Raw genomic sequence first — 17,490 nt, forward strand, 5'->3', positions numbered from 1 at the left:
CCATGGAAACCATCATCCTCTTTGCCCCGCTCGTCGGTTCGCTGATCTGCGGGTTCGGCTGGAAATTCATCGGTGAAACCGCGGCCCTCTGGGTCTCGACCGGGCTGCTGTTCCTGGCGGCGCTGCTCAGCTGGGCGGTTTTCGTGGGTTTTGACGGCGTTGCCCATCAGATTCCGGTCCTGCGCTTTATCGAAAGCGGCTCACTGGCAACCGAATGGGCGATCCGCATGGACCGGCTGACCGCGATCATGCTGATCGTGATCACCACGGTGTCCAGCCTCGTGCATCTCTACAGCTTTGGCTACATGGACAAGGACCCGCAGTGGAAAGAGGGCGAGGTCTATAAACCGCGCTTCTTTGCCTATCTGTCCTTCTTCACCTTTGCGATGCTGGCGCTGGTCACCTCGGACAACCTGGTGCAGATGTTCTTTGGCTGGGAAGGCGTGGGGGTCGCATCCTATCTGCTGATCGGTTTCTATTACCGCAAGCCCACCGCCAATGCCGCCGCCATCAAGGCCTTTGTGGTGAACCGGGTCGGCGATTTCGGTTTTGCGCTGGGTATCTTTGGCCTGTTCTTTCTGGTCGACAGTATCAACATGGATGACATCTTTGCCGCCGCGCCGACGCTGGCAGAGACCCAGCTGACCTTTCTCTGGAGCGAGTGGAACGCGGCCAATCTGATCGCCTTCCTGCTGTTCATCGGTGCAATGGGCAAATCGGCACAACTGATCCTGCACACCTGGCTGCCGGACGCGATGGAAGGCCCGACCCCGGTGTCGGCCCTGATCCACGCCGCGACCATGGTGACGGCGGGCGTCTTCCTGGTGTGCCGCATGTCGCCTCTGATGGAATTCGCGCCGGAAGCGACGACCTTCATCACCGTTCTGGGTGCGCTGACGGCGTTTTTTGCCGCGACGGTGGGTCTGGTTCAGACCGACATCAAGCGGGTGATCGCCTATTCGACCTGTAGCCAGCTGGGCTATATGTTCGTGGCGGCGGGCGTCGGCATGTATTCAGCGGCGATGTTCCACCTGTTCACGCACGCGTTCTTCAAGGCGCTGCTGTTTCTCGGTGCCGGTTCGGTCATCCACGCCATGCATCACGAACAGGACATGATGAACTATGGCGGCCTGCGCAAACGTATCCCGCAGACCTATTGGGCGATGATGATCGGCACGCTGGCGATCACCGGTGTCGGCATTCCGCTGACCTCGATCGGCTTTGCCGGGTTCCTCAGCAAGGACGCGATCATCGAAAGCGCCTGGGCCGGCGGATCCGATTTCGGCTTCTGGCTGCTGGTGGTTGCCGCTGCGATGACCAGTTTCTATAGCTGGCGTCTGATCTTCTTGACCTTCTTTGGCGAGGCGCGGGGCGACAAGCATACCCATGAGCACGCGCATGAAAGCCCGATGTCTATGCTGATCCCGCTGGGAGTGCTGAGCTTTGGCGCGGTGTTCGCCGGGATGATCTGGTACGGCAGCTTCTTTGGCCATACCGACAAGGTCGCCAAATTCTACGGCATCCCCTATGCCGAGGCCGGCGCACATGGCGACGCGCATGCTGTGACCGCTGCGGATGGACATGCCGAGGCACCTGCCGCGGACAGCCATGGCGCTGCCGATGACGGCCACGGCGAACCTGCCGCGACCACAGATCACGCCGCTGCACCCCAAGAGGATGCGGGTCATGGCGACGCCGCGGCCGCCGAGGGCGAACATCATTATGTATTCGCCGGTAAACCGGGCGAAGGCGCGATCTATTTCGGCGAAGGCAACACGGTTCTGGACGATGCCCATGCGGCCCCGGCCTGGGTCAAGGTTTCGCCCTTTGTCGCGATGCTGGGCGGACTGTTCATGGCCATCTGGTTCTACATCGTGAATCCGTCCCTGCCGGGCCGACTGGCAGAAAACCAGCGTCCGCTGTACCTGTTCCTCAAGAACAAGTGGTATTTTGACGAGGTCTATGACGTGATCTTCGTCAAGCCGGCCCTGGGCCTGGGCCGCGCGCTGTGGAAACGCGGTGACGGCAGCGTCATCGACGGTTTCCTCAACGGTGTGGCCATGGGGATCGTGCCCTTCTTTACCCGCCTTGCGGGGCGGGCTCAGACCGGATTCATCTTTACATACGCGTTCTGGATGGTCCTGGGCATTGCCGCCCTGGTCACCTGGATGTCGATCGGCGGAGGAGCGCACTGATGGACAATATACTCTCCATTGTCACCTTCATCCCGGCACTGGCGGCGCTGATTTTGTTGGTGTTCCTGCGCGGCGAAGACGAAGCGGCGCAGCGCAACGCGAAATATGTCGCGTTGTTCGCGACCGGTGTGACCTTTCTGGTGTCGCTGGGCATCTATTTCGAATTCGATCCGGCGAATACCGGCTTTCAGTTCGTCGAGCAGTCCGAATGGCTGCTGGGCCTGCAATACAAGATGGGTGTCGACGGGATCAGCGTTCTCTTTGTGATGCTGACGACCTTCATCATGCCGCTGACCATTCTGGCCAGCTGGAACGTGACCGAACGCGTCAAGGAATACATGGTGGCCTTCCTGCTGCTGGAAACCCTGATGCTGGGCGTCTTCATGGCGCTGGACCTGGTGCTGTTCTATCTGTTCTTCGAGGCCGGGCTGATCCCGATGTTCCTGATCATCGGCATCTGGGGCGGCAAGGAGCGGATCTATGCCAGCTTCAAGTTCTTCCTCTATACGTTCCTCGGTTCGGTGCTGATGCTGGTCGCCATGGTCGGCATGTTCGCCGATGCAGGCACCACCGATATCGAAGTGCTGCTGACACATCAGTTCGCCTCTGAAACGTTCCACCTGATGGGCTTCCAGATTGTCGGCGGCATGCAGACACTGATGTTCCTGGCCTTCTTCGCCAGCTTTGCCGTCAAGATGCCGATGTGGCCGGTGCATACCTGGCTGCCGGACGCGCACGTGCAGGCGCCCACCGCCGGTTCGGTGGTTCTGGCGGCGATCCTGCTGAAGATGGGCGGCTATGGGTTCCTGCGGTTCTCGCTGCCGATGTTCCCGGTGGGGTCCGAGGTGCTGGCGCCGCTGGTCCTGTGGATGAGCGCCATCGCCGTTGTCTACACCTCTCTGGTGGCGCTGGTGCAGGAGGACATGAAAAAGCTGATCGCCTATTCCTCGGTCGCGCATATGGGGTTCGTGACCATGGGCGTCTTTGCCTTCAATCAGCAGGGCATTGACGGCGCGATCTTTCAGATGCTCAGCCACGGGTTCATTTCAGCGGCCTTGTTCCTGATCGTCGGCGTGATCTATGACCGGATGCACACCCGCGACATCGAGGCCTATGGCGGTCTGGTGGTGCGCATGCCGGCCTATGCCCTGGTGTTCATGTTCTTTACCATGGGCAATGTGGGTCTGCCCGGCACCAGCGGATTCGTCGGCGAATTCCTGACCTTGATGGGGGTTTTCCAGGTCAACACCTGGGTGGCCGCAGTCGCCGCGAGCGGTGTGATCTTCAGCGCCGGCTATGCGCTGTGGCTGTATCGCCGTGTGGTCTTTGGCGATCTGATCAAGGAGAGCCTGCGGACCATCACCGACATGACGCGGCGCGAGCGGGTGATCTTTGCACCATTGGTGGTTATGACCATCCTTCTGGGCGTTTATCCTGCGATCGTGACCGATATCATCGGGCCGTCCACGACGGCTCTGATCAGCAACTTTGACACATCGCTGGCAGCGGCCGAGGCCGCCACCCAGCACGCATCGAACTGAGGGGGCCGCGGGCATGATCCAGGCTGATCTGACCATTATTGCGCCGGAAATCATTCTGGCCGTCTTCTCCATGCTGGCGCTTCTGGCGGGCGCCTATACCATCAAGGACCGGCTGGCCACGCCGCTGGTCTGGGTGACCTCGGGCCTGATGGTGATCCTGGCGATGTTCATTGCCAGTCGCAGCGGCGGCGCGCAAATCGGGTTTGGCGGTATGATCGTCGATGACGGGTTTGCCCGCTTTGCCAAGGTGGCGATCCTGCTGTCGGCGGCATCGGTGCTGCTGATGAGCCGGGATTACATGGCACGCCGCAACCTGTTGCGGTTCGAATATCCGCTGCTGGTGGCGCTGGCCGCCGTCGGCATGATGGTCATGGTCAGTGCCGGCGATCTGATGTCGCTGTATATGGGCCTGGAACTGCAGTCGCTGGCGCTGTATGTGGTGGCCGCCCTGCGCCGGGACAGCGTGACCTCGACCGAGGCGGGCCTCAAGTATTTCGTGCTGGGTGCGCTCAGCTCGGGTCTGCTGCTGTACGGCGCGTCGCTGGTCTATGGCTATGCCGGCACCACGCTGTTCTCGGGCATCATCCAGACCGCACATCATGGCGATGTATCTCTGGGTCTGCTGTTCGGCCTGATCTTCCTGATCTCGGGCATGGCATTTAAGGTCAGCGCCGTTCCGTTCCACATGTGGACCCCGGACGTCTATCAGGGCTCGCCGACGCCGGTGACCGCGTTCTTTGCCACTGCGCCCAAGGTCGCGGCGATGGGTCTGTTTGCGCGGGTGCTGCATGACGCCTTTGGCGCTGCCGTTGCCGACTGGCAGCAGGTGATTGCGCTGCTGGCGCTGCTGTCGATGTTCCTGGGCGCCGTCGCGGCGATCGGTCAGCGTGACATCAAGCGTCTGATGGCCTATTCCTCGATCGCCCATATGGGCTTTGCGCTGATGGGCCTGGCTGCGGGCACGGCCTTTGGCGTGCAGGCCATGCTGATCTATATCTCGATCTACGTCACCATGAATATCGGCACCTTTGCCTTTATCCTGATGATGGAGCGGGACGGTCAGCCCGTCACCGATATCGAGTCGTTGAACATGTTGTCCAAGAGCCAGCCGGGCAAGGCGCTGGCGATGCTGGTCCTGCTGTTCTCGATGGCCGGCGTGCCGCCGATGCTGGGCTTTTTCGGCAAGTTCTATGTGCTGCGCGCTGCCTATGAGGGCGGGCTGGCCTGGCTGGCTGTGGCCGGCGTGGTCGCCTCGGTGATCGGAGCGTTCTATTACCTGCGCATCGTCTACTACATGTATTTCGGTCAGGCGGGCGAAGAACTGGACAACAACCGGTCGCCGGTGCTGCTGGGCTTTTTGATGGCATCCGCCACGGTGATGTTGCTGGGCATCGTCAACATGTTCGGCGTCGAAAACGCGGCTGCGGCGGCAGCGGCAACGCTGGTCAACTGAGCCCGATGCGACTGGATCGGGCGTTCCGGTTGCCGGACGGCAACCGGTTCCTGGCTGAGACCGTGTCATGACGCACTGGCCCGACGGCTACGGTCTGCGTATTCTGGACAGCGTGGACTCGACCCTGAACGAGGCCGCACGCATCGCGCCGGATCTGGCCGGACCCGAATGGATTCTGGCCCGAAATCAGACGGCTGCCCGCGGACGGCGCGGGCGCGGCTGGAGCAATCCGCAAAGCAATCTGGCCGCGACGTTGGTGCTGAAACCGCATGAACCCGCCGCCCAGGCAGCACTGCGCAGCTTTGTCGCGGCGCTGGCGCTGTATGATGCCTGCGTCGCGGTGATCGGGCGCAGCGACGGGTTGCAGTTGAAATGGCCCAATGATGTGTTGCTGAACGGCGGAAAGCTGGCTGGTATTCTGCTGGAAAGCACCGGTCGCGGTGGCAACCTGAGCTATCTGGGCATCGGCATTGGCGTCAACCTGGCCGAGGCGCCGTCGCCCGAGGCGGTCGAGCCGGGGGCGATGCGGCCGGTGTCGCTGTTGTCGGAGACCGGCAGCGACGTTGATCCAGAAACCTTTCTGACCCATTTGGCCGCTGCCTATGCCAGGCACGAACTGCAATTCACCACATACGGGTTCGAGCCGATCCGCGCTGCCTGGCTGACCCGCGCTGCCCGTCTGGGCCAGCAGATCCGCGCCCGCACCGCGACATCCGAGACCACAGGGCGTTTCGAGACGGTGGACGGGCAGGGCAACCTGGTTCTGGAAACGGCCCAGGGGCGCGTGAGCATTCCGGCGGCGGATGTCTATTTCTAAGGGAGGCGCCCATGCTTCTGGCCATTGACTGCGGCAACACCAACACCGTTTTCTCGATCTGGGACGGTAAACGGTTCCTATGCACCCTGCGCACATCGACCCATCACGCCCGGACGGCGGATGCGTATTTCACCTGGTATTCGACGCTGGTGAAGCATTACGGGATCGAGGCCGACATCACCGACGTGATCATCAGTTCGACGGTGCCGCGCGTGGTGTTCAACCTGCGGGTCTTTGCCGACCGGTTCTTTGGTTGCCGACCGCTGGTCGTGGGCAAGCCGGAATGCCTGTTGCCGCATCCGCCGCGGGTGGACACCGGCACCTATGTGGGTCCTGACCGGCTGGTTAACACGGCCGGTGCCTATGACCGGCATGGCGGCGATCTGGTCGTGGTCGATTTCGGCACCGCCACCACCTTTGACGTGGTGTCCGAGGATGGCGCCTATATCGGTGGCGTGATCGCGCCGGGCGTCAATCTCAGCCTCGAAGCGTTGCATATGGCGGCGGCGGCGCTGCCGCATGTGGATATATCCAATCCGCAGACCGTGATCGGCAGCAATACGGTGGCTTGTATCCAGTCCGGCGTGTATTGGGGGTATATCGGACTGGTCCGCGAGATTTGCACCCGAATCAAGGAAGAGCGCGGACGGGCAATGACCGTCGTGGCGACCGGAGGGCTGGCGCCGCTGTTCCAGCAAAGCGCCGACCTCTTCGAGGTGCTGGAAGAAGACCTGACAATGCACGGTCTGACCGTGATCCACCAATTCAACAAGGATAACGGCTGACCGCATGACCAGTGAACGTTTGATCTACCTGCCGCTTGGGGGCGCAGGGGAAATCGGCATGAATGCCTATCTCTATGGCTATGGGGCGCCGGGTGCCGAGCGGTTCGTTCTGGTCGATCTCGGGGTGACCTTTCCGGACATGGATGGCACGCCGGGGGTCGATCTGATCCTGCCGGACCTGACCTGGCTCAAGGACCGCGCCGACCGCCTGGATGCGGTGTTCATCACCCATGCCCACGAGGATCACGTGGGCGCGGTGGCGCATGCCTATTCCGATCTCAGGGCGCCGATCTATGCGCGCAGTTTCACCGCCAATATCGCCCGGGCCAAGATGGCCGAGCAGGGGCATCCCGAAACGGCCGTGCGCACGGTCTCGGCCTGGCCCGAGCAGGTGACGGCGGGGCCGTTTCGCATCGGCTTTCTGCCGATCTCGCATTCGATCCCGGAAAGCGCGGCCCTGGTCATCGACACGCCCGATGGCCGATTGATCCATTCCGGCGATTTCAAGCTGGACCCGACTCCGGTCGTGGGTGAACCCTTTGATCCGGATCTCTGGGCCGAGGTCAGCAAAAACGGCATTCGCGCCCTGATCTGCGATTCGACGAACGTCTTTTCGCCCGATCCGGGGCGTTCGGAACTCAGCGTCGGCCCGGCCATCGAACAACTGGTGTCCGAAGCCGACGGCATGGTGGTGGCCACCACATTTGCCAGCAACGTGGCGCGGGTCAAGACGCTGGCCGAGGCGGGGCAGCGGGCAGGACGCTCGATCGTTTTGCTGGGACGGGCGATGCGGCGGATGGTCGACGCGGCGCTGGAAACCGGGGTATTGTCCGACTTTCCCACGGTGATCGATGCCGAGGCCGCCCAGGATGTCCCGCGCGGCAATCTGATGCTGCTGGTGACCGGCAGCCAGGGCGAACGCCGCGCCGCCAGCGCGCAACTGGCGCGCGGCAAGTATCGCGGGCTGGAGATGAAAGAGGGCGACCTGTTTCTGTTTTCCTCGAAAACCATTCCCGGCAACGAACGCGGCGTGATCCGGATCATCAATGCCTTCAGTGAAATGGGGGTCGATGTGGTCGATGACAGCACCGGGCGCTATCACGTGTCCGGCCATGCCAACCGCCCGGATATCGAACGGCTGCATGACATCGTGCGCCCCCAGATGGTGATCCCGATGCATGGCGAACACCGGCATCTGCGCGCCCATGCAAAGCTGGCCATTGCCCGGGGCATGCAGGGTGTCGTGGCTGTGAACGGCATGATGATCGACCTGTCGGGCAATGCCCCGACGGTGGCCGAATATGTCGAAACCGGCCGCACCTATCTGGACGGCAGTGTCAAGATCGGCGCGCTGGACGGCGTGGTGCGCGATCGCATCCGCATGGCGCTGAACGGCCATATCACCGTGACCGCAATACTGGATGAACAGGACGAACCGCTGGGTGATCCCTGGTGCGATATTATGGGTTTGCCCGAAACCGGCAGTTCGAATGCATTGCTGGTCGAGGTGCTGGAAGAGGATCTGGGCCAGTTTCTGGGGCGCGCCGGACGCAAGACGCTAAAAGATGACGACCGTCTGGAACAAGAGCTGCGCCGGATCGCGCGCAAGACCGCCCAGACCGAGATCGGCAAGAAACCCGAAGTGACAGTGGTGATCAGCCGGATGCGGTAGTGTCAGCCGTTGTCGCGGCGCATTTCCTTTGCATCCTCGGTGCGTAGCGGCTTGCCGCCGTATCCCCAGGACCCACTTTTGACTTCGTGAATTCGCACCGAGGTGGCGGCCTTCATGCGCCCGCCCGCAACTTCGGCGAAGGCGTCGGTCACCTTTTCGATCATGGCCGCCTTTTCCTCGGCGCTAAAGACGTCTTCGAGAACCTGTATGTCGATCAGGGGCATGTTGTTCTCCTGTCGCCGGTATCGGCGGTGGGGACAATCTATTGCAGGATCGTGCAGCGTTTCAATGTTCTGTCGCTGCTCGGGATATCAAACCGATCTGGTTCGATTGTATCCGAGCGGCGATTGGAAGGGCGAGCACGCCTCGGCGTCACCCCGCCCGGCGTTCCTCGAAACTGAGCGCGATGAAGCTGGGCAGATGGTCGCCCATGCCAACGATCCTGTTGCCATTGCCAGAGGCGCGCTGTCCGGACCGGCCGCGCGACTCGCTGCGCTCCTTGGCCGGCCGGGGCTGCTCGTCGACCGGTTGGGGGGCGTTGGCCGCGGCGGCGGCGTCTGGCGCTTTGTTGTCCGGCGACTCGGTTTGAGCGGTCGCCTCGTCCGGCCGCGCTGTCCGCCTGGGGCCGCGAGCGCGTTTGGCCGGTTTCCGGTCTTCGTCCTCGGCGCCGCCCTGGGGATCGGGCCGGGTCGATTTCAGCGGACTGTCCAGGCGCGGGATTTCTTTTTGAACCAGCCGTTCGATATCGACCAGGTTCTTTTCGTCGCGCGGCACGCAGATCATCATCGCCTTGCCATCCCGGCCCGCACGCCCGGTGCGACCGATCCGGTGCACGTAATCCTCGGCATGACCCGGCACGTCGAAATTGAAGACGTGGCTCACGCTGGGCACGTCCAGCCCGCGCGCGGCGACATCCGAGGCCACCAGGAACCGCAGCGTGCCATCCCGGAATCCGTCCAGCGTGCGGGTGCGCTGGCTCTGATCCAGATCGCCATGGATCGGCGCCGCGTCATAGCCGTATTTCTTCAGGCTCTTGGCGACGATATCCACATCGGTCTTGCGGTTGCAGAAGATGATCGCGTTGGTGCATTTTTCGCCCTCTGCGTCGATCAGCGCGCGCAGCAGCTTGCGTTTCTCGCTGCCTTCGCGGTCCTTGCGGCTGCCTTTGAACATCACCACGCATTGTTCGATATTCTCGCCGGTGGTGGCCTGACGCGCCACCTCGATCCGGGTCGGCGCCGACAGAAAGGTGTTGGTGATGCGTTCGATCTCGGGTGCCATCGTAGCGGAAAAGAACAGCGTCTGGCGGGTAAACGGCGTCAGGCTGAAAATCCGTTCGATATCCGGAATGAACCCCATGTCCAGCATCCGGTCGGCCTCGTCCACCACCATGATCTGAACCCCGGTCAACAACAGCTTGCCGCGTTCGAAATGGTCCAGCAGCCGGCCCGGTGTTGCGATCAGAACGTCGACGCCCTTGTCGATCAGCTTGTCCTGCTCGCCAAAGCTGACGCCGCCGATCAGCAGTGCCTTGGTCAGCTTGACATGCTTGGCATAGGTGTCGAAATTCTCGGCCACCTGGGCCGCCAGTTCCCGGGTCGGGCACAGCACCAGGCTGCGCGGCATCCGGGCGCGGGCGCGGCCGCGGGCCAGCATGGTGATCATCGGCAGGGTAAAGCTGGCGGTCTTGCCGGTACCGGTCTGCGCGATGCCAAGAACATCCTTGCCTTCGAGGGCCGGCGGGATGGCGCCTTCCTGAATCGGCGTCGGGGTTTCGTAACCGGCCTCGTCAATGGCCTTGAGTACCTTGGGATTGAGGTTCAGTTCAGAAAATTTTGTCATGTGTGTCCGTGTTTTGCGGACACTGTTCCGGCCCGCCGTCTGATCGGAGCCGGACCCCACTGGTCCTGCGCTTGTGCGCATGCTGGCTCGTTCGCGTGCCTTAGCAAAAAGCCGGGCTGCGGTCAAACAATGCCGTGATCCGGTGCCATTATTTTCATTCTGTTTCCCGAAGGGAGCCAGTGTCGTCAAAGGCCGGAAAATGTTTCCGGCGTTTCGCGTCCAGGTTCAGGTCGCACAGGCGCAACAGCCCTTCGGCCCGCAGGCTGGCGCGGCGCGCCGGCGTGTCGGCGCAGAATTCATCATAGAACCGCCGCAGGCCGGGTTCGCCCTCCCGCGCCGCAAGTCCGGTCAGAAGCTCGTGCAACGACAGGCCAAAGGATACATCGCTCCGGTTCGACGGCAGATCGGCCCGATAGGACCCTTGCTGCAGCCGGTACCGATAGGCCGCGATCCAATGCGACCAGCTGCGGGCGTGGCGGTGGCACAGCGCGGCCCCTTCAAGTTCCTGTTCGCCGGGATTCCGCGCCGCCCCGGCCTGGGCATTGTGGATGCGAAAGGCCACGTCCGGCAGGCCGGTGCGCAGAAACAGCTTGCCGGCGGCATGGCTGAGAAATCCGCCCCGCACATAGCGCCCGAACTCGGGGTAAAGGCGTTGCACGATCGCGTCGCGCTGCGGACCGGGCGGGATGAACCCCTTGAACGCCGTACCGGATCCGTCCAGCGCCTCGATCGGGCGGACCCGGGCGCAGAAACAATCGGCGGGCAGCGCCGCCAGCAGACCGCCCGGCGGCACATCGGGCCACAGGTATTCGTCCACATCGATATGCGCCAGCCAGTCCACCTCGGGCGGGCGGGCATAGCAATGGGTGGCGTTCAGGCATTGCCGGACCTGATGCTTTTTCGGCCGTGCCTTGCCCAGTTTTCGCCAATGCGCGGCATCGCAGTCAAACACCCGAACCTTGGGGTGGGCCTTTAGATGGGCAAAGGCTGCGGGTTCCGGCGTGTCAAGATAGAGGTAGAGCCGGTGCGCGCCCAGCTCGATGTGATGGGCGGCAAAGGCCAGTATCTCGTCCACCGGCGCCTTGACGGTGGCGACAAGGCCCCATTTGTCCATCGCGCGCTCTCCCGGATGTGGACCCGCAGCCAACCAGCGCAGCGGGGGGGCGTCAAGACCGCCGCGCCGTCAGACCATCATTTCCTTGGTGGCGGTCAGCCGCACGTCGGGATAGTCGCGTTCGATCCGGTCGATGTCCCATTGCAGCCGGGTCAGATAGACGATGTCGCCATCATGGTCATGGGCGATGTGCTGCTTGTTGGCGGCGACGAATTTCTCGACCGCGGGTTTTTCGCCGCTGACCCAGCGGGCCGAGGTGAATTGCGAATTGTCGAACCGCACGGGCAGGCCGTATTCCAGCTCGATCCGGCTGGCCAGAACCTCGAATTGCAGCGCGCCGACGACGCCGACCACAAAGCCCGATCCAAAGCTGGGCTTGAATACCTTGGCCGCGCCTTCCTCGGCAAATTGCATCAGCGCCTTTTCCAGGTGCTTGGATTTCATCGGATCGCCCGCGCGCACCCCCTGCAGCAGTTCCGGTGCAAAGCTGGGAATACCGGTGACGCGCAGCGCCTCGCCTTCGGTCAGCGTGTCGCCGATGCGCAGCTGGCCGTGATTGGGAATGCCGATGATGTCTCCGGCCCAGGCCTCTTCGGCCAGTTCCCTGTCGCTGGCCAGAAACAGCACCGGGTTGCTGATCGCCATCGGTTTCTTGCTGCGCACATGCGTCAGTTTCATGCCGCGCCGGAAATGCCCCGAGGCCATGCGCACAAAGGCCACGCGGTCGCGATGCTTGGGGTCCATGTTCGCCTGAACCTTGAAGACAAAGCCGGAAACTTTTGTTTCCTCTGGACAAATCTGTCTTGGGTTGGCGGTCTGGGGTTGCGGCTGGGGGCCGTATTGCCCGATTCCGTCCATCAGTTCCTTGACGCCAAAACTGTTGATCGCCGAACCGAACCAGATCGGGGTCATATGCCCCTCCAGCACCGCCTGCGGGTTCAGCGCGGGCAACAATTCGCGCGCCATTTCCAGTTCTTCGCGCAGTTGATCCAACAACTGCGCCGGTACGTGTTCGGCCAGGGCCGGGTCATCCAGCCCCTTGATCTCGATGCTTTCGGCCACCTTGTTGCGGTCGGCCCGGTCCATCAGTTCCAGGCGGTCGCGCAGGATGTCATAGCAGCCCAGAAAATCGCGCCCCTGACCGATCGGCCAGCTGGCCGGGGTCACGTCGATGGCCAGGTTCTCCTGAATCTCGTCGATGATTTCAAAGACGTCGCGGCTTTCGCGGTCCATCTTGTTGCAAAAGGTCAGGATCGGCAGATCGCGCAGCCGGCAGACCTCGAACAGTTTCTGGGTCTGGCTCTCGACCCCCTTGGCACCGTCGATCACCATCACCGCCGCATCCACCGCCGTCAGGGTGCGATAAGTGTCTTCGGAAAAGTCGCTGTGCCCGGGCGTGTCGACCAGATTGAACCGAAAGCTGTTGTAATCGAACGACATCGCCGAGGCCGAGACCGAAATGCCCCGGTCCTTTTCCATCTGCATGAAATCCGACCGGGTGCGTCGGGCCTCGCCCTTGGCGCGCACCTGTCCGGCCATCTGGATGGCGCCGCCATAGAGCAGGAATTTCTCGGTCAGCGTGGTCTTGCCCGCGTCCGGGTGCGAGATGATCGCAAAGGTGCGGCGCCGCGCGATTTCGGGCGGCAGGTCTGGGCGGTTTGCAGCGGTGTCCAACATGTCCGGGCGTATAGGTAAGGATTGCGGCAAGCGCAAGAATGGCGGGCGCGGCGGGAACCGCTGGCCTTTTTGGGCGCGCGGGTCATACTCGGGCCGCAACAGGATCGGAGGGGTCAACATGGATCTGGGAATTGCCGGAAAACGCGCGCTGGTCTGCGCCAGCAGCAAGGGGCTGGGGCTGGGCTGCGCCGAGGCGCTGGCCGAGGCCGGGGTCGACCTGGTGATGAATGCGCGCGGCACCGAGGCGCTGGAGGTCGCAGCGCAGGCCATTCGCGACGCGCATGGGGTCACGGTGACCACGGTTACCGCCGATGTCGCGACCCGGGACGGTCAGGCCAGCGTGATCGCCGCCGCCGGGGCGGTCGATATCCTGGTGAACAATGCCGGAGGGCCGCCGCCGGGCATGTGGAGCGACTGGGAGCGCGAGGATTTCATCAAGGCGCTGGACGCCAACATGCTGGCGCCGATCGCGCTGATCACGGCGCTGGTACCGGGGATGATCGAACGCGGCTGGGGACGGGTGGTCAACATCACCAGCCAGGCGGTGCGGGCACCGATCCCGGTGCTGGGCCTGTCCAATTCGGCCCGCGCCGGGTTGACCGGGTATGTCGCCGGCACCGCGCGGCAAGTGGCCGGCCACGGCGTCACCATCAACAACCTGCTGCCGGGCATCCATGACACCGACCGGGCGGTGTCGCTGGATGATGGTGTGGCCAAGGCGCAGAATATCAGCGTGCAAGAGGCCCGCGACAGGCGCGCGGCGTCGATTCCGGCCGGGCGCTATGGCACGCGCGGCGAATTCGGCGCCACCTGCGCCTTTCTCTGCAGCCAGCATGCCGGGTTCATCGTCGGGCAGAACATCCTGCTGGATGGCGGCGCCACCAATCTGACCATGTGACATGGCGGCAGGAACGGCGCTCAAGGATCGGTTCTACAACGCCTGCAAGGTGCGGCAACTGGCCGACCGGTTCACGGCTGCCGACCCGGGCTTTGACGGCCCGGGTTTTCAGGCGCAGGTCATGGCGCGGCTGCCGGAACTCGAGCTGAAACAGCGCATGGCCTGGATCGCCGCCTGTCTGGACAGGCAATTGCCGGGGCCGCTGTCCGAGATTGCGCCGGTTTTGCGGGCGGCATTGCCGCCGCCCCTGGATCCGACCCTGACCGACGGTGATTTCGGCGATTTCATCTATGCGCCGCTGGGCGAACTGGTGGTGATGCGCGGGCTGGACACGCCGGACCTGGCGCTGGATCTGTTGTGCGATATTACCCAGCGGTTCTCGATGGAATGGGCGCTGCGCCCGTTCCTGAACCGCTGGCCTGACGAGGTTCTCGCCCGTCTGCGGCACTGGAGCCGGCATAACAATTACCACGTGCGCCGTCTGGTCAGCGAAGGCACCCGTCCGCGGTTGCCCTGGGGGCACAAGATCGGGCTGGACGTGGCCACTCCGTTGCCATTGCTGGATCGGTTGCATGCCGATCCCACCCGCTATGTCACCCGGTCGGTGGCCAATCATCTGAATGACATCTGCCGGACCCGACCGGATCTGGTAATGGACCGGTTGTCGGACTGGGCCGATCGGGGCGGGCAGGACCCTGTCGAGCGGGCCTGGATGACCCGCCACGCGCTGCGCGGCCTGATCAAGGCGGGCAACCCGCGCGCCTTGGCCATGCTGGGATTTGATCCGGGCGCAACAATCGACGTGGTGGCCTTTGAGGTTCCGCCACATGCGGATATCGGTGGAAAACTGGCGCTGCGGGTGGCGCTGTGCGCGCCCAAAGAGGCTGCGGCGATGGTGGATGTGGTGTTGTGGCGGCGGCGTGCGGATGGCCGGCTGTCGCCCCGGGTGTTCAAGGTGAAACAGCTTGAACTGCCCGCCGGTCGCCGCGTTGACCTGGAGCGGACGCTGCCGTTGCGCGGTCAGGCCACGACCTATCGGCTGCATCCCGGCACGCATCGTATCGATCTGCAGGTCAATGGGCGTACTCTGGCCAGCGCCGGCTTTGAGTTGCGACCGGCCTGATGGTTCCGCCTCGGGCGGCGGGCTGGGTGCTTGCGCCGCTGCGGCGGGGTTGTTATCTGCGCAGAAGCCCGATGAATTTGATCGGGTACAGGCAATGAGGCCCAACGGTGCAATCCAAGACCCTGCATGCCCAGACCAAGCCGGCCCCGGTTGCGGGGGCCGCCGCACCGCGGCTGGAAATTCGCAACCTGAAACGCCGGTTTCAGGGCCGTATCGTGGTGAATGACGTATCGCTATCGATCATGCCGGGGCAGGTTACCTGCCTTCTGGGCCCCTCCGGCTGCGGCAAGTCGACCACGCTGCGAATGATCGCCGGTGTCGAGATGCAGGACAGCGGCGAAATCTGGGTAGATGGCAAGCTGGTCTGCGACACGATATTTCGCGTGCCGCCCGAACGCCGCGGTATCGGCCTGATGTTTCAGGATTTTGCGCTGTTTCCGCATCTCAGCGTGGCCGGCAACGTCGCTTTTGGACTGAGCGGCAGCAAGGACGAGAAACGCGCCCGGGTCGTCGAGTTGCTGGAACGGGTCGATCTGATCCAGTTCATCGACGGCTATCCGCATCAATTGTCCGGCGGCGAACAGCAGCGCGTGGCGCTGGCCCGTGCGCTGGCGCCGCGCCCCAGCATCATGCTGATGGATGAACCGTTTTCCGGGCTGGACAACCGGCTGCGCGACGGCATTCGCGACGAGACCCTGAGCCTGCTCAAGGAAGAGGACACCGCCGTCCTGCTGGTCACCCACGAACCCGAAGAGGCGATGCGCATGGCCGACGAGATCGCGCTGATGCGCGATGGCCGGATCGTTCAGCAGGGCGCACCTTACAACGTCTATACCCGCCCGGTGGATCGGGCCGCCGTGGCGTTCTTTTCCGATGCCAACGTGTTGCGGGCGCAGGTCAACGGTGCTCTGGCGCAAACCCCGTTCGGCCAGTTCCTGGCCCCCGGCGTACCCGACGGCACCGATGTCGATATCGTCTTTCGGCCCCAGCATGTGCGCATCGATTTCGACCGGGCGGGTATCGGGCCGTTACCGACGCCGACCGATGGCGTGGCGGCACGCGGTGTGGTGCAGCGGGCTCGGTTCATGGGGCATGAAAGCCTGATCGAGTTTTGCATGGATTACGACGGTTCGGTGCTGAAGGCGACGGTGCCCAACGTGTTCCTGCCGCATGAAGGCAAGGTGATGTGGCTGACCATTCGGCGGGACAGGTGTTTCGTGTTTCCGGCCTGAGCCTGGGACACGCGGACCGCGGCCACCGTGTGAGGACAGCGATTTAGGGGCTGTGGTCGGACAGACGCTTGCCCGGTTCATCGACAAAAAGTTCCGGCAGCGGCGTCGCAGTTTCGATCAGATCGGTGCGGAACTCGTGAAAACCACCGTGACTGTCGCACCAGGCCAACAGGATCCAGACCCCGCCCCAGGGGGCCAGCCGCAGGGGCCGTACAACATGCGGGATGCGGCGGCCATCGGGGTGGCAATAGGTCAGGTCCAGTTTCTGCTTGCCGGCAATGGCGTCGCGCAGGCCGGCCATGTGCGACAGGCCGCGCGCCGGATCGGCCAGGGGGTTCAGGGCGGTTTTCCAGGCCTCGGCCTCGGCGATGGTTTCCGCCGGCAATGCCGCCTCGATCTTGTCGGCCAGCGTTCTTGCGGCGTTACTCAGTTCCGGATCGGCGGCCTCTGAAACGATGGCGATGCCTAGGTTCAGCGCATCCAGTTCGGCCGGTGTCAGGGTCAGTGGCGGCAGGGCGATATGGTCGGTCACACGATAGCCGGTGCCGCGCGTGCCCTGCACCGGTATACCGGCCGCGCCCAACCGCGCGATGTCGCGATAGATCGTGCGTTGGGATACGCCCAGCCGGGCGGCCAGGTCGCCGGCGGTGTACACCTGTCCGTTGCGCAACAAGGCGATCAGTTGAACAAGTCGGTGAGGGCGCGGCATGGGGCTTGGTGACATATCAGAGCAGGAAAATCCACAACAACTGACAAAAACATGTCAGTTGTCGGCACCGCGCTCCACTATGCGCCGGAATGTGATGGGGTTTGGCCATGTGCGCGTGGTTTGCGTCTTTTCAGCGTCCGGGGGGCTGCGTAGAACGCAGACAACTTTTCACGCGCGCCGCCCGGGCGGCGCGCCCTGTCTGAGGAGACGGACATGTTGAACAATATCGGCCTTCCCGGCCTGTTGCTGATCGCGGTGGTGGTTCTGGTGCTGTTTGGTCGCGGCAAGATCAGTTCGCTGATGGGCGAAGTGGGCAAGGGCATCACCTCGTTCAAGAAAGGCATCAACGAGGGCCAGAAGGAACTGGAAGACGACAAGGCCGCCGAGGCCAAGGACGTCACGCCCGAAACCGACAAGGACAAGGCGTAACCA

Annotated in this window: 15 protein-coding genes; 10 read left to right on the forward strand and 5 right to left on the reverse strand. The window is 63.2% G+C overall.

Going from position 1 to position 17,490, the window contains the following annotated elements:
• Positions 1–2 precede the first annotated feature (2 nt).
• From nuoL to ACFMPD_RS03400, 6 genes are all read left to right on the forward strand, one after another.
• Entirely contained in the window at positions 3–2,195 is a 2,193-nt protein-coding gene (nuoL, locus tag ACFMPD_RS03375) for an NADH-quinone oxidoreductase subunit L (protein WP_380991809.1), read from the forward strand.
• Positions 2,195–3,736 (forward strand): NADH-quinone oxidoreductase subunit M, encoded by a 1,542-nt coding sequence (locus ACFMPD_RS03380; protein WP_380991811.1) that lies wholly within the window; start codon positions 2,195–2,197, stop codon positions 3,734–3,736. Before nuoL ends, ACFMPD_RS03380 begins: the two co-directional genes overlap by 1 nt.
• A gap of 13 nt (positions 3,737–3,749) precedes the next feature.
• Positions 3,750–5,189, forward strand: coding sequence for an NADH-quinone oxidoreductase subunit NuoN (gene nuoN / locus ACFMPD_RS03385; RefSeq protein ID WP_380991813.1), 1,440 nt, complete (start codon positions 3,750–3,752; stop codon positions 5,187–5,189).
• A 67-nt stretch (positions 5,190–5,256) separates the two neighbouring features.
• Positions 5,257–6,006 carry a biotin--[acetyl-CoA-carboxylase] ligase gene (locus tag ACFMPD_RS03390; RefSeq protein WP_380991815.1) on the forward strand — a complete coding sequence of 250 codons (750 nt, stop codon included), beginning with the start codon at positions 5,257–5,259 and terminating at the stop codon, positions 6,004–6,006.
• Positions 6,007–6,017: 11 nt separating this feature from the next.
• Entirely contained in the window at positions 6,018–6,791 is a 774-nt protein-coding gene (locus tag ACFMPD_RS03395) for a type III pantothenate kinase (protein ID WP_380991817.1), read from the forward strand.
• 4 nt (positions 6,792–6,795) lie between these two features.
• On the forward strand, positions 6,796–8,463 hold the full coding sequence (locus tag ACFMPD_RS03400; RefSeq protein ID WP_380991819.1) for a ribonuclease J: 1,668 nt from the start codon (positions 6,796–6,798) through the stop codon (positions 8,461–8,463).
• A gap of 2 nt (positions 8,464–8,465) precedes the next feature.
• On the opposite strand, the gene ACFMPD_RS03405 is transcribed toward ACFMPD_RS03400, so the two are convergent.
• The 4 genes from ACFMPD_RS03405 to ACFMPD_RS03420 form a co-directional block, all read right to left on the reverse strand.
• On the reverse strand, positions 8,466–8,687 hold the full coding sequence (locus ACFMPD_RS03405; protein WP_380991821.1) for a tautomerase family protein: 222 nt from the start codon (positions 8,685–8,687) through the stop codon (positions 8,466–8,468).
• A 148-nt stretch (positions 8,688–8,835) separates the two neighbouring features.
• Positions 8,836–10,305: a DEAD/DEAH box helicase gene (locus tag ACFMPD_RS03410; protein ID WP_380991823.1), complete on the reverse strand. Its 1,470-nt coding sequence runs from the start codon at positions 10,303–10,305 to the stop codon at positions 8,836–8,838.
• Between the two features lie 154 nt (positions 10,306–10,459).
• Complete coding sequence (locus ACFMPD_RS03415; RefSeq protein WP_380991825.1) at positions 10,460–11,419, reverse strand: glycosyltransferase family 2 protein; 960 nt, start codon at positions 11,417–11,419, stop codon at positions 10,460–10,462.
• Positions 11,420–11,488: 69 nt separating this feature from the next.
• Entirely contained in the window at positions 11,489–13,096 is a 1,608-nt protein-coding gene (locus ACFMPD_RS03420) for a peptide chain release factor 3 (RefSeq protein WP_380991827.1), read from the reverse strand.
• A gap of 118 nt (positions 13,097–13,214) precedes the next feature.
• On the opposite strand from ACFMPD_RS03420, the gene ACFMPD_RS03425 reads away from it, so the two are divergent.
• From ACFMPD_RS03425 to ACFMPD_RS03435, 3 genes are all read left to right on the forward strand, one after another.
• Positions 13,215–13,994, forward strand: coding sequence for an SDR family oxidoreductase (locus tag ACFMPD_RS03425; protein WP_380991829.1), 780 nt, complete (start codon positions 13,215–13,217; stop codon positions 13,992–13,994).
• A gap of 1 nt (position 13,995) precedes the next feature.
• Positions 13,996–15,117: a hypothetical protein gene (locus tag ACFMPD_RS03430; RefSeq protein WP_380991831.1), complete on the forward strand. Its 1,122-nt coding sequence runs from the start codon at positions 13,996–13,998 to the stop codon at positions 15,115–15,117.
• A gap of 107 nt (positions 15,118–15,224) precedes the next feature.
• The gene (locus tag ACFMPD_RS03435; RefSeq protein WP_380991833.1) at positions 15,225–16,349 is read left to right on the forward strand and encodes an ABC transporter ATP-binding protein; all 1,125 of its coding nucleotides are present in this window, start codon (positions 15,225–15,227) and stop codon (positions 16,347–16,349) included.
• Between the two features lie 43 nt (positions 16,350–16,392).
• Here the strand turns inward: ACFMPD_RS03435 and ACFMPD_RS03440 are convergent, their stop codons facing one another.
• Complete coding sequence (locus tag ACFMPD_RS03440; protein WP_380991835.1) at positions 16,393–17,058, reverse strand: helix-turn-helix transcriptional regulator; 666 nt, start codon at positions 17,056–17,058, stop codon at positions 16,393–16,395.
• A 213-nt stretch (positions 17,059–17,271) separates the two neighbouring features.
• On the opposite strand from ACFMPD_RS03440, the gene tatA reads away from it, so the two are divergent.
• Entirely contained in the window at positions 17,272–17,487 is a 216-nt protein-coding gene (gene tatA / locus ACFMPD_RS03445; RefSeq protein ID WP_380991837.1) for a twin-arginine translocase TatA/TatE family subunit, read from the forward strand.
• Positions 17,488–17,490 lie beyond the last annotated feature (3 nt).

Origin of the sequence: Sedimentitalea sediminis, from assembly GCF_042687825.1 — a bacterium.
In the GTDB taxonomy this organism is placed as follows: Bacteria; Pseudomonadota; Alphaproteobacteria; order Rhodobacterales; family Rhodobacteraceae; genus Sedimentitalea.

What these genes read in the sequence shown, in the direction of transcription:
- ACFMPD_RS03425 (WP_380991829.1), top strand. Translation starts at nt 13,215, where the DNA reads ATGGATCTGGGAATTGCCGGAAAACGCGCGCTGGTCTGCGCCAGCAGC.
- nuoN (WP_380991813.1), top strand. Translation starts at nt 3,750, where the DNA reads ATGATCCAGGCTGATCTGACCATTATTGCGCCGGAAATCATTCTGGCC.
- ACFMPD_RS03380 (WP_380991811.1), top strand. Translation starts at nt 2,195, where the DNA reads ATGGACAATATACTCTCCATTGTCACCTTCATCCCGGCACTGGCGGCG.
- ACFMPD_RS03400 (WP_380991819.1), top strand. Translation starts at nt 6,796, where the DNA reads ATGACCAGTGAACGTTTGATCTACCTGCCGCTTGGGGGCGCAGGGGAA.
- ACFMPD_RS03410 (WP_380991823.1), bottom strand. Translation starts at nt 10,305, where the DNA reads ATGACAAAATTTTCTGAACTGAACCTCAATCCCAAGGTACTCAAGGCC.
- ACFMPD_RS03415 (WP_380991825.1), bottom strand. Translation starts at nt 11,419, where the DNA reads ATGGACAAATGGGGCCTTGTCGCCACCGTCAAGGCGCCGGTGGACGAG.
- ACFMPD_RS03395 (WP_380991817.1), top strand. Translation starts at nt 6,018, where the DNA reads ATGCTTCTGGCCATTGACTGCGGCAACACCAACACCGTTTTCTCGATC.
- ACFMPD_RS03390 (WP_380991815.1), top strand. Translation starts at nt 5,257, where the DNA reads ATGACGCACTGGCCCGACGGCTACGGTCTGCGTATTCTGGACAGCGTG.
- ACFMPD_RS03440 (WP_380991835.1), bottom strand. Translation starts at nt 17,058, where the DNA reads ATGCCGCGCCCTCACCGACTTGTTCAACTGATCGCCTTGTTGCGCAAC.
- tatA (WP_380991837.1), top strand. Translation starts at nt 17,272, where the DNA reads ATGTTGAACAATATCGGCCTTCCCGGCCTGTTGCTGATCGCGGTGGTG.
- ACFMPD_RS03405 (WP_380991821.1), bottom strand. Translation starts at nt 8,687, where the DNA reads ATGCCCCTGATCGACATACAGGTTCTCGAAGACGTCTTTAGCGCCGAG.
- nuoL (WP_380991809.1), top strand. Translation starts at nt 3, where the DNA reads ATGGAAACCATCATCCTCTTTGCCCCGCTCGTCGGTTCGCTGATCTGC.
- ACFMPD_RS03420 (WP_380991827.1), bottom strand. Translation starts at nt 13,096, where the DNA reads ATGTTGGACACCGCTGCAAACCGCCCAGACCTGCCGCCCGAAATCGCG.
- ACFMPD_RS03430 (WP_380991831.1), top strand. Translation starts at nt 13,996, where the DNA reads ATGGCGGCAGGAACGGCGCTCAAGGATCGGTTCTACAACGCCTGCAAG.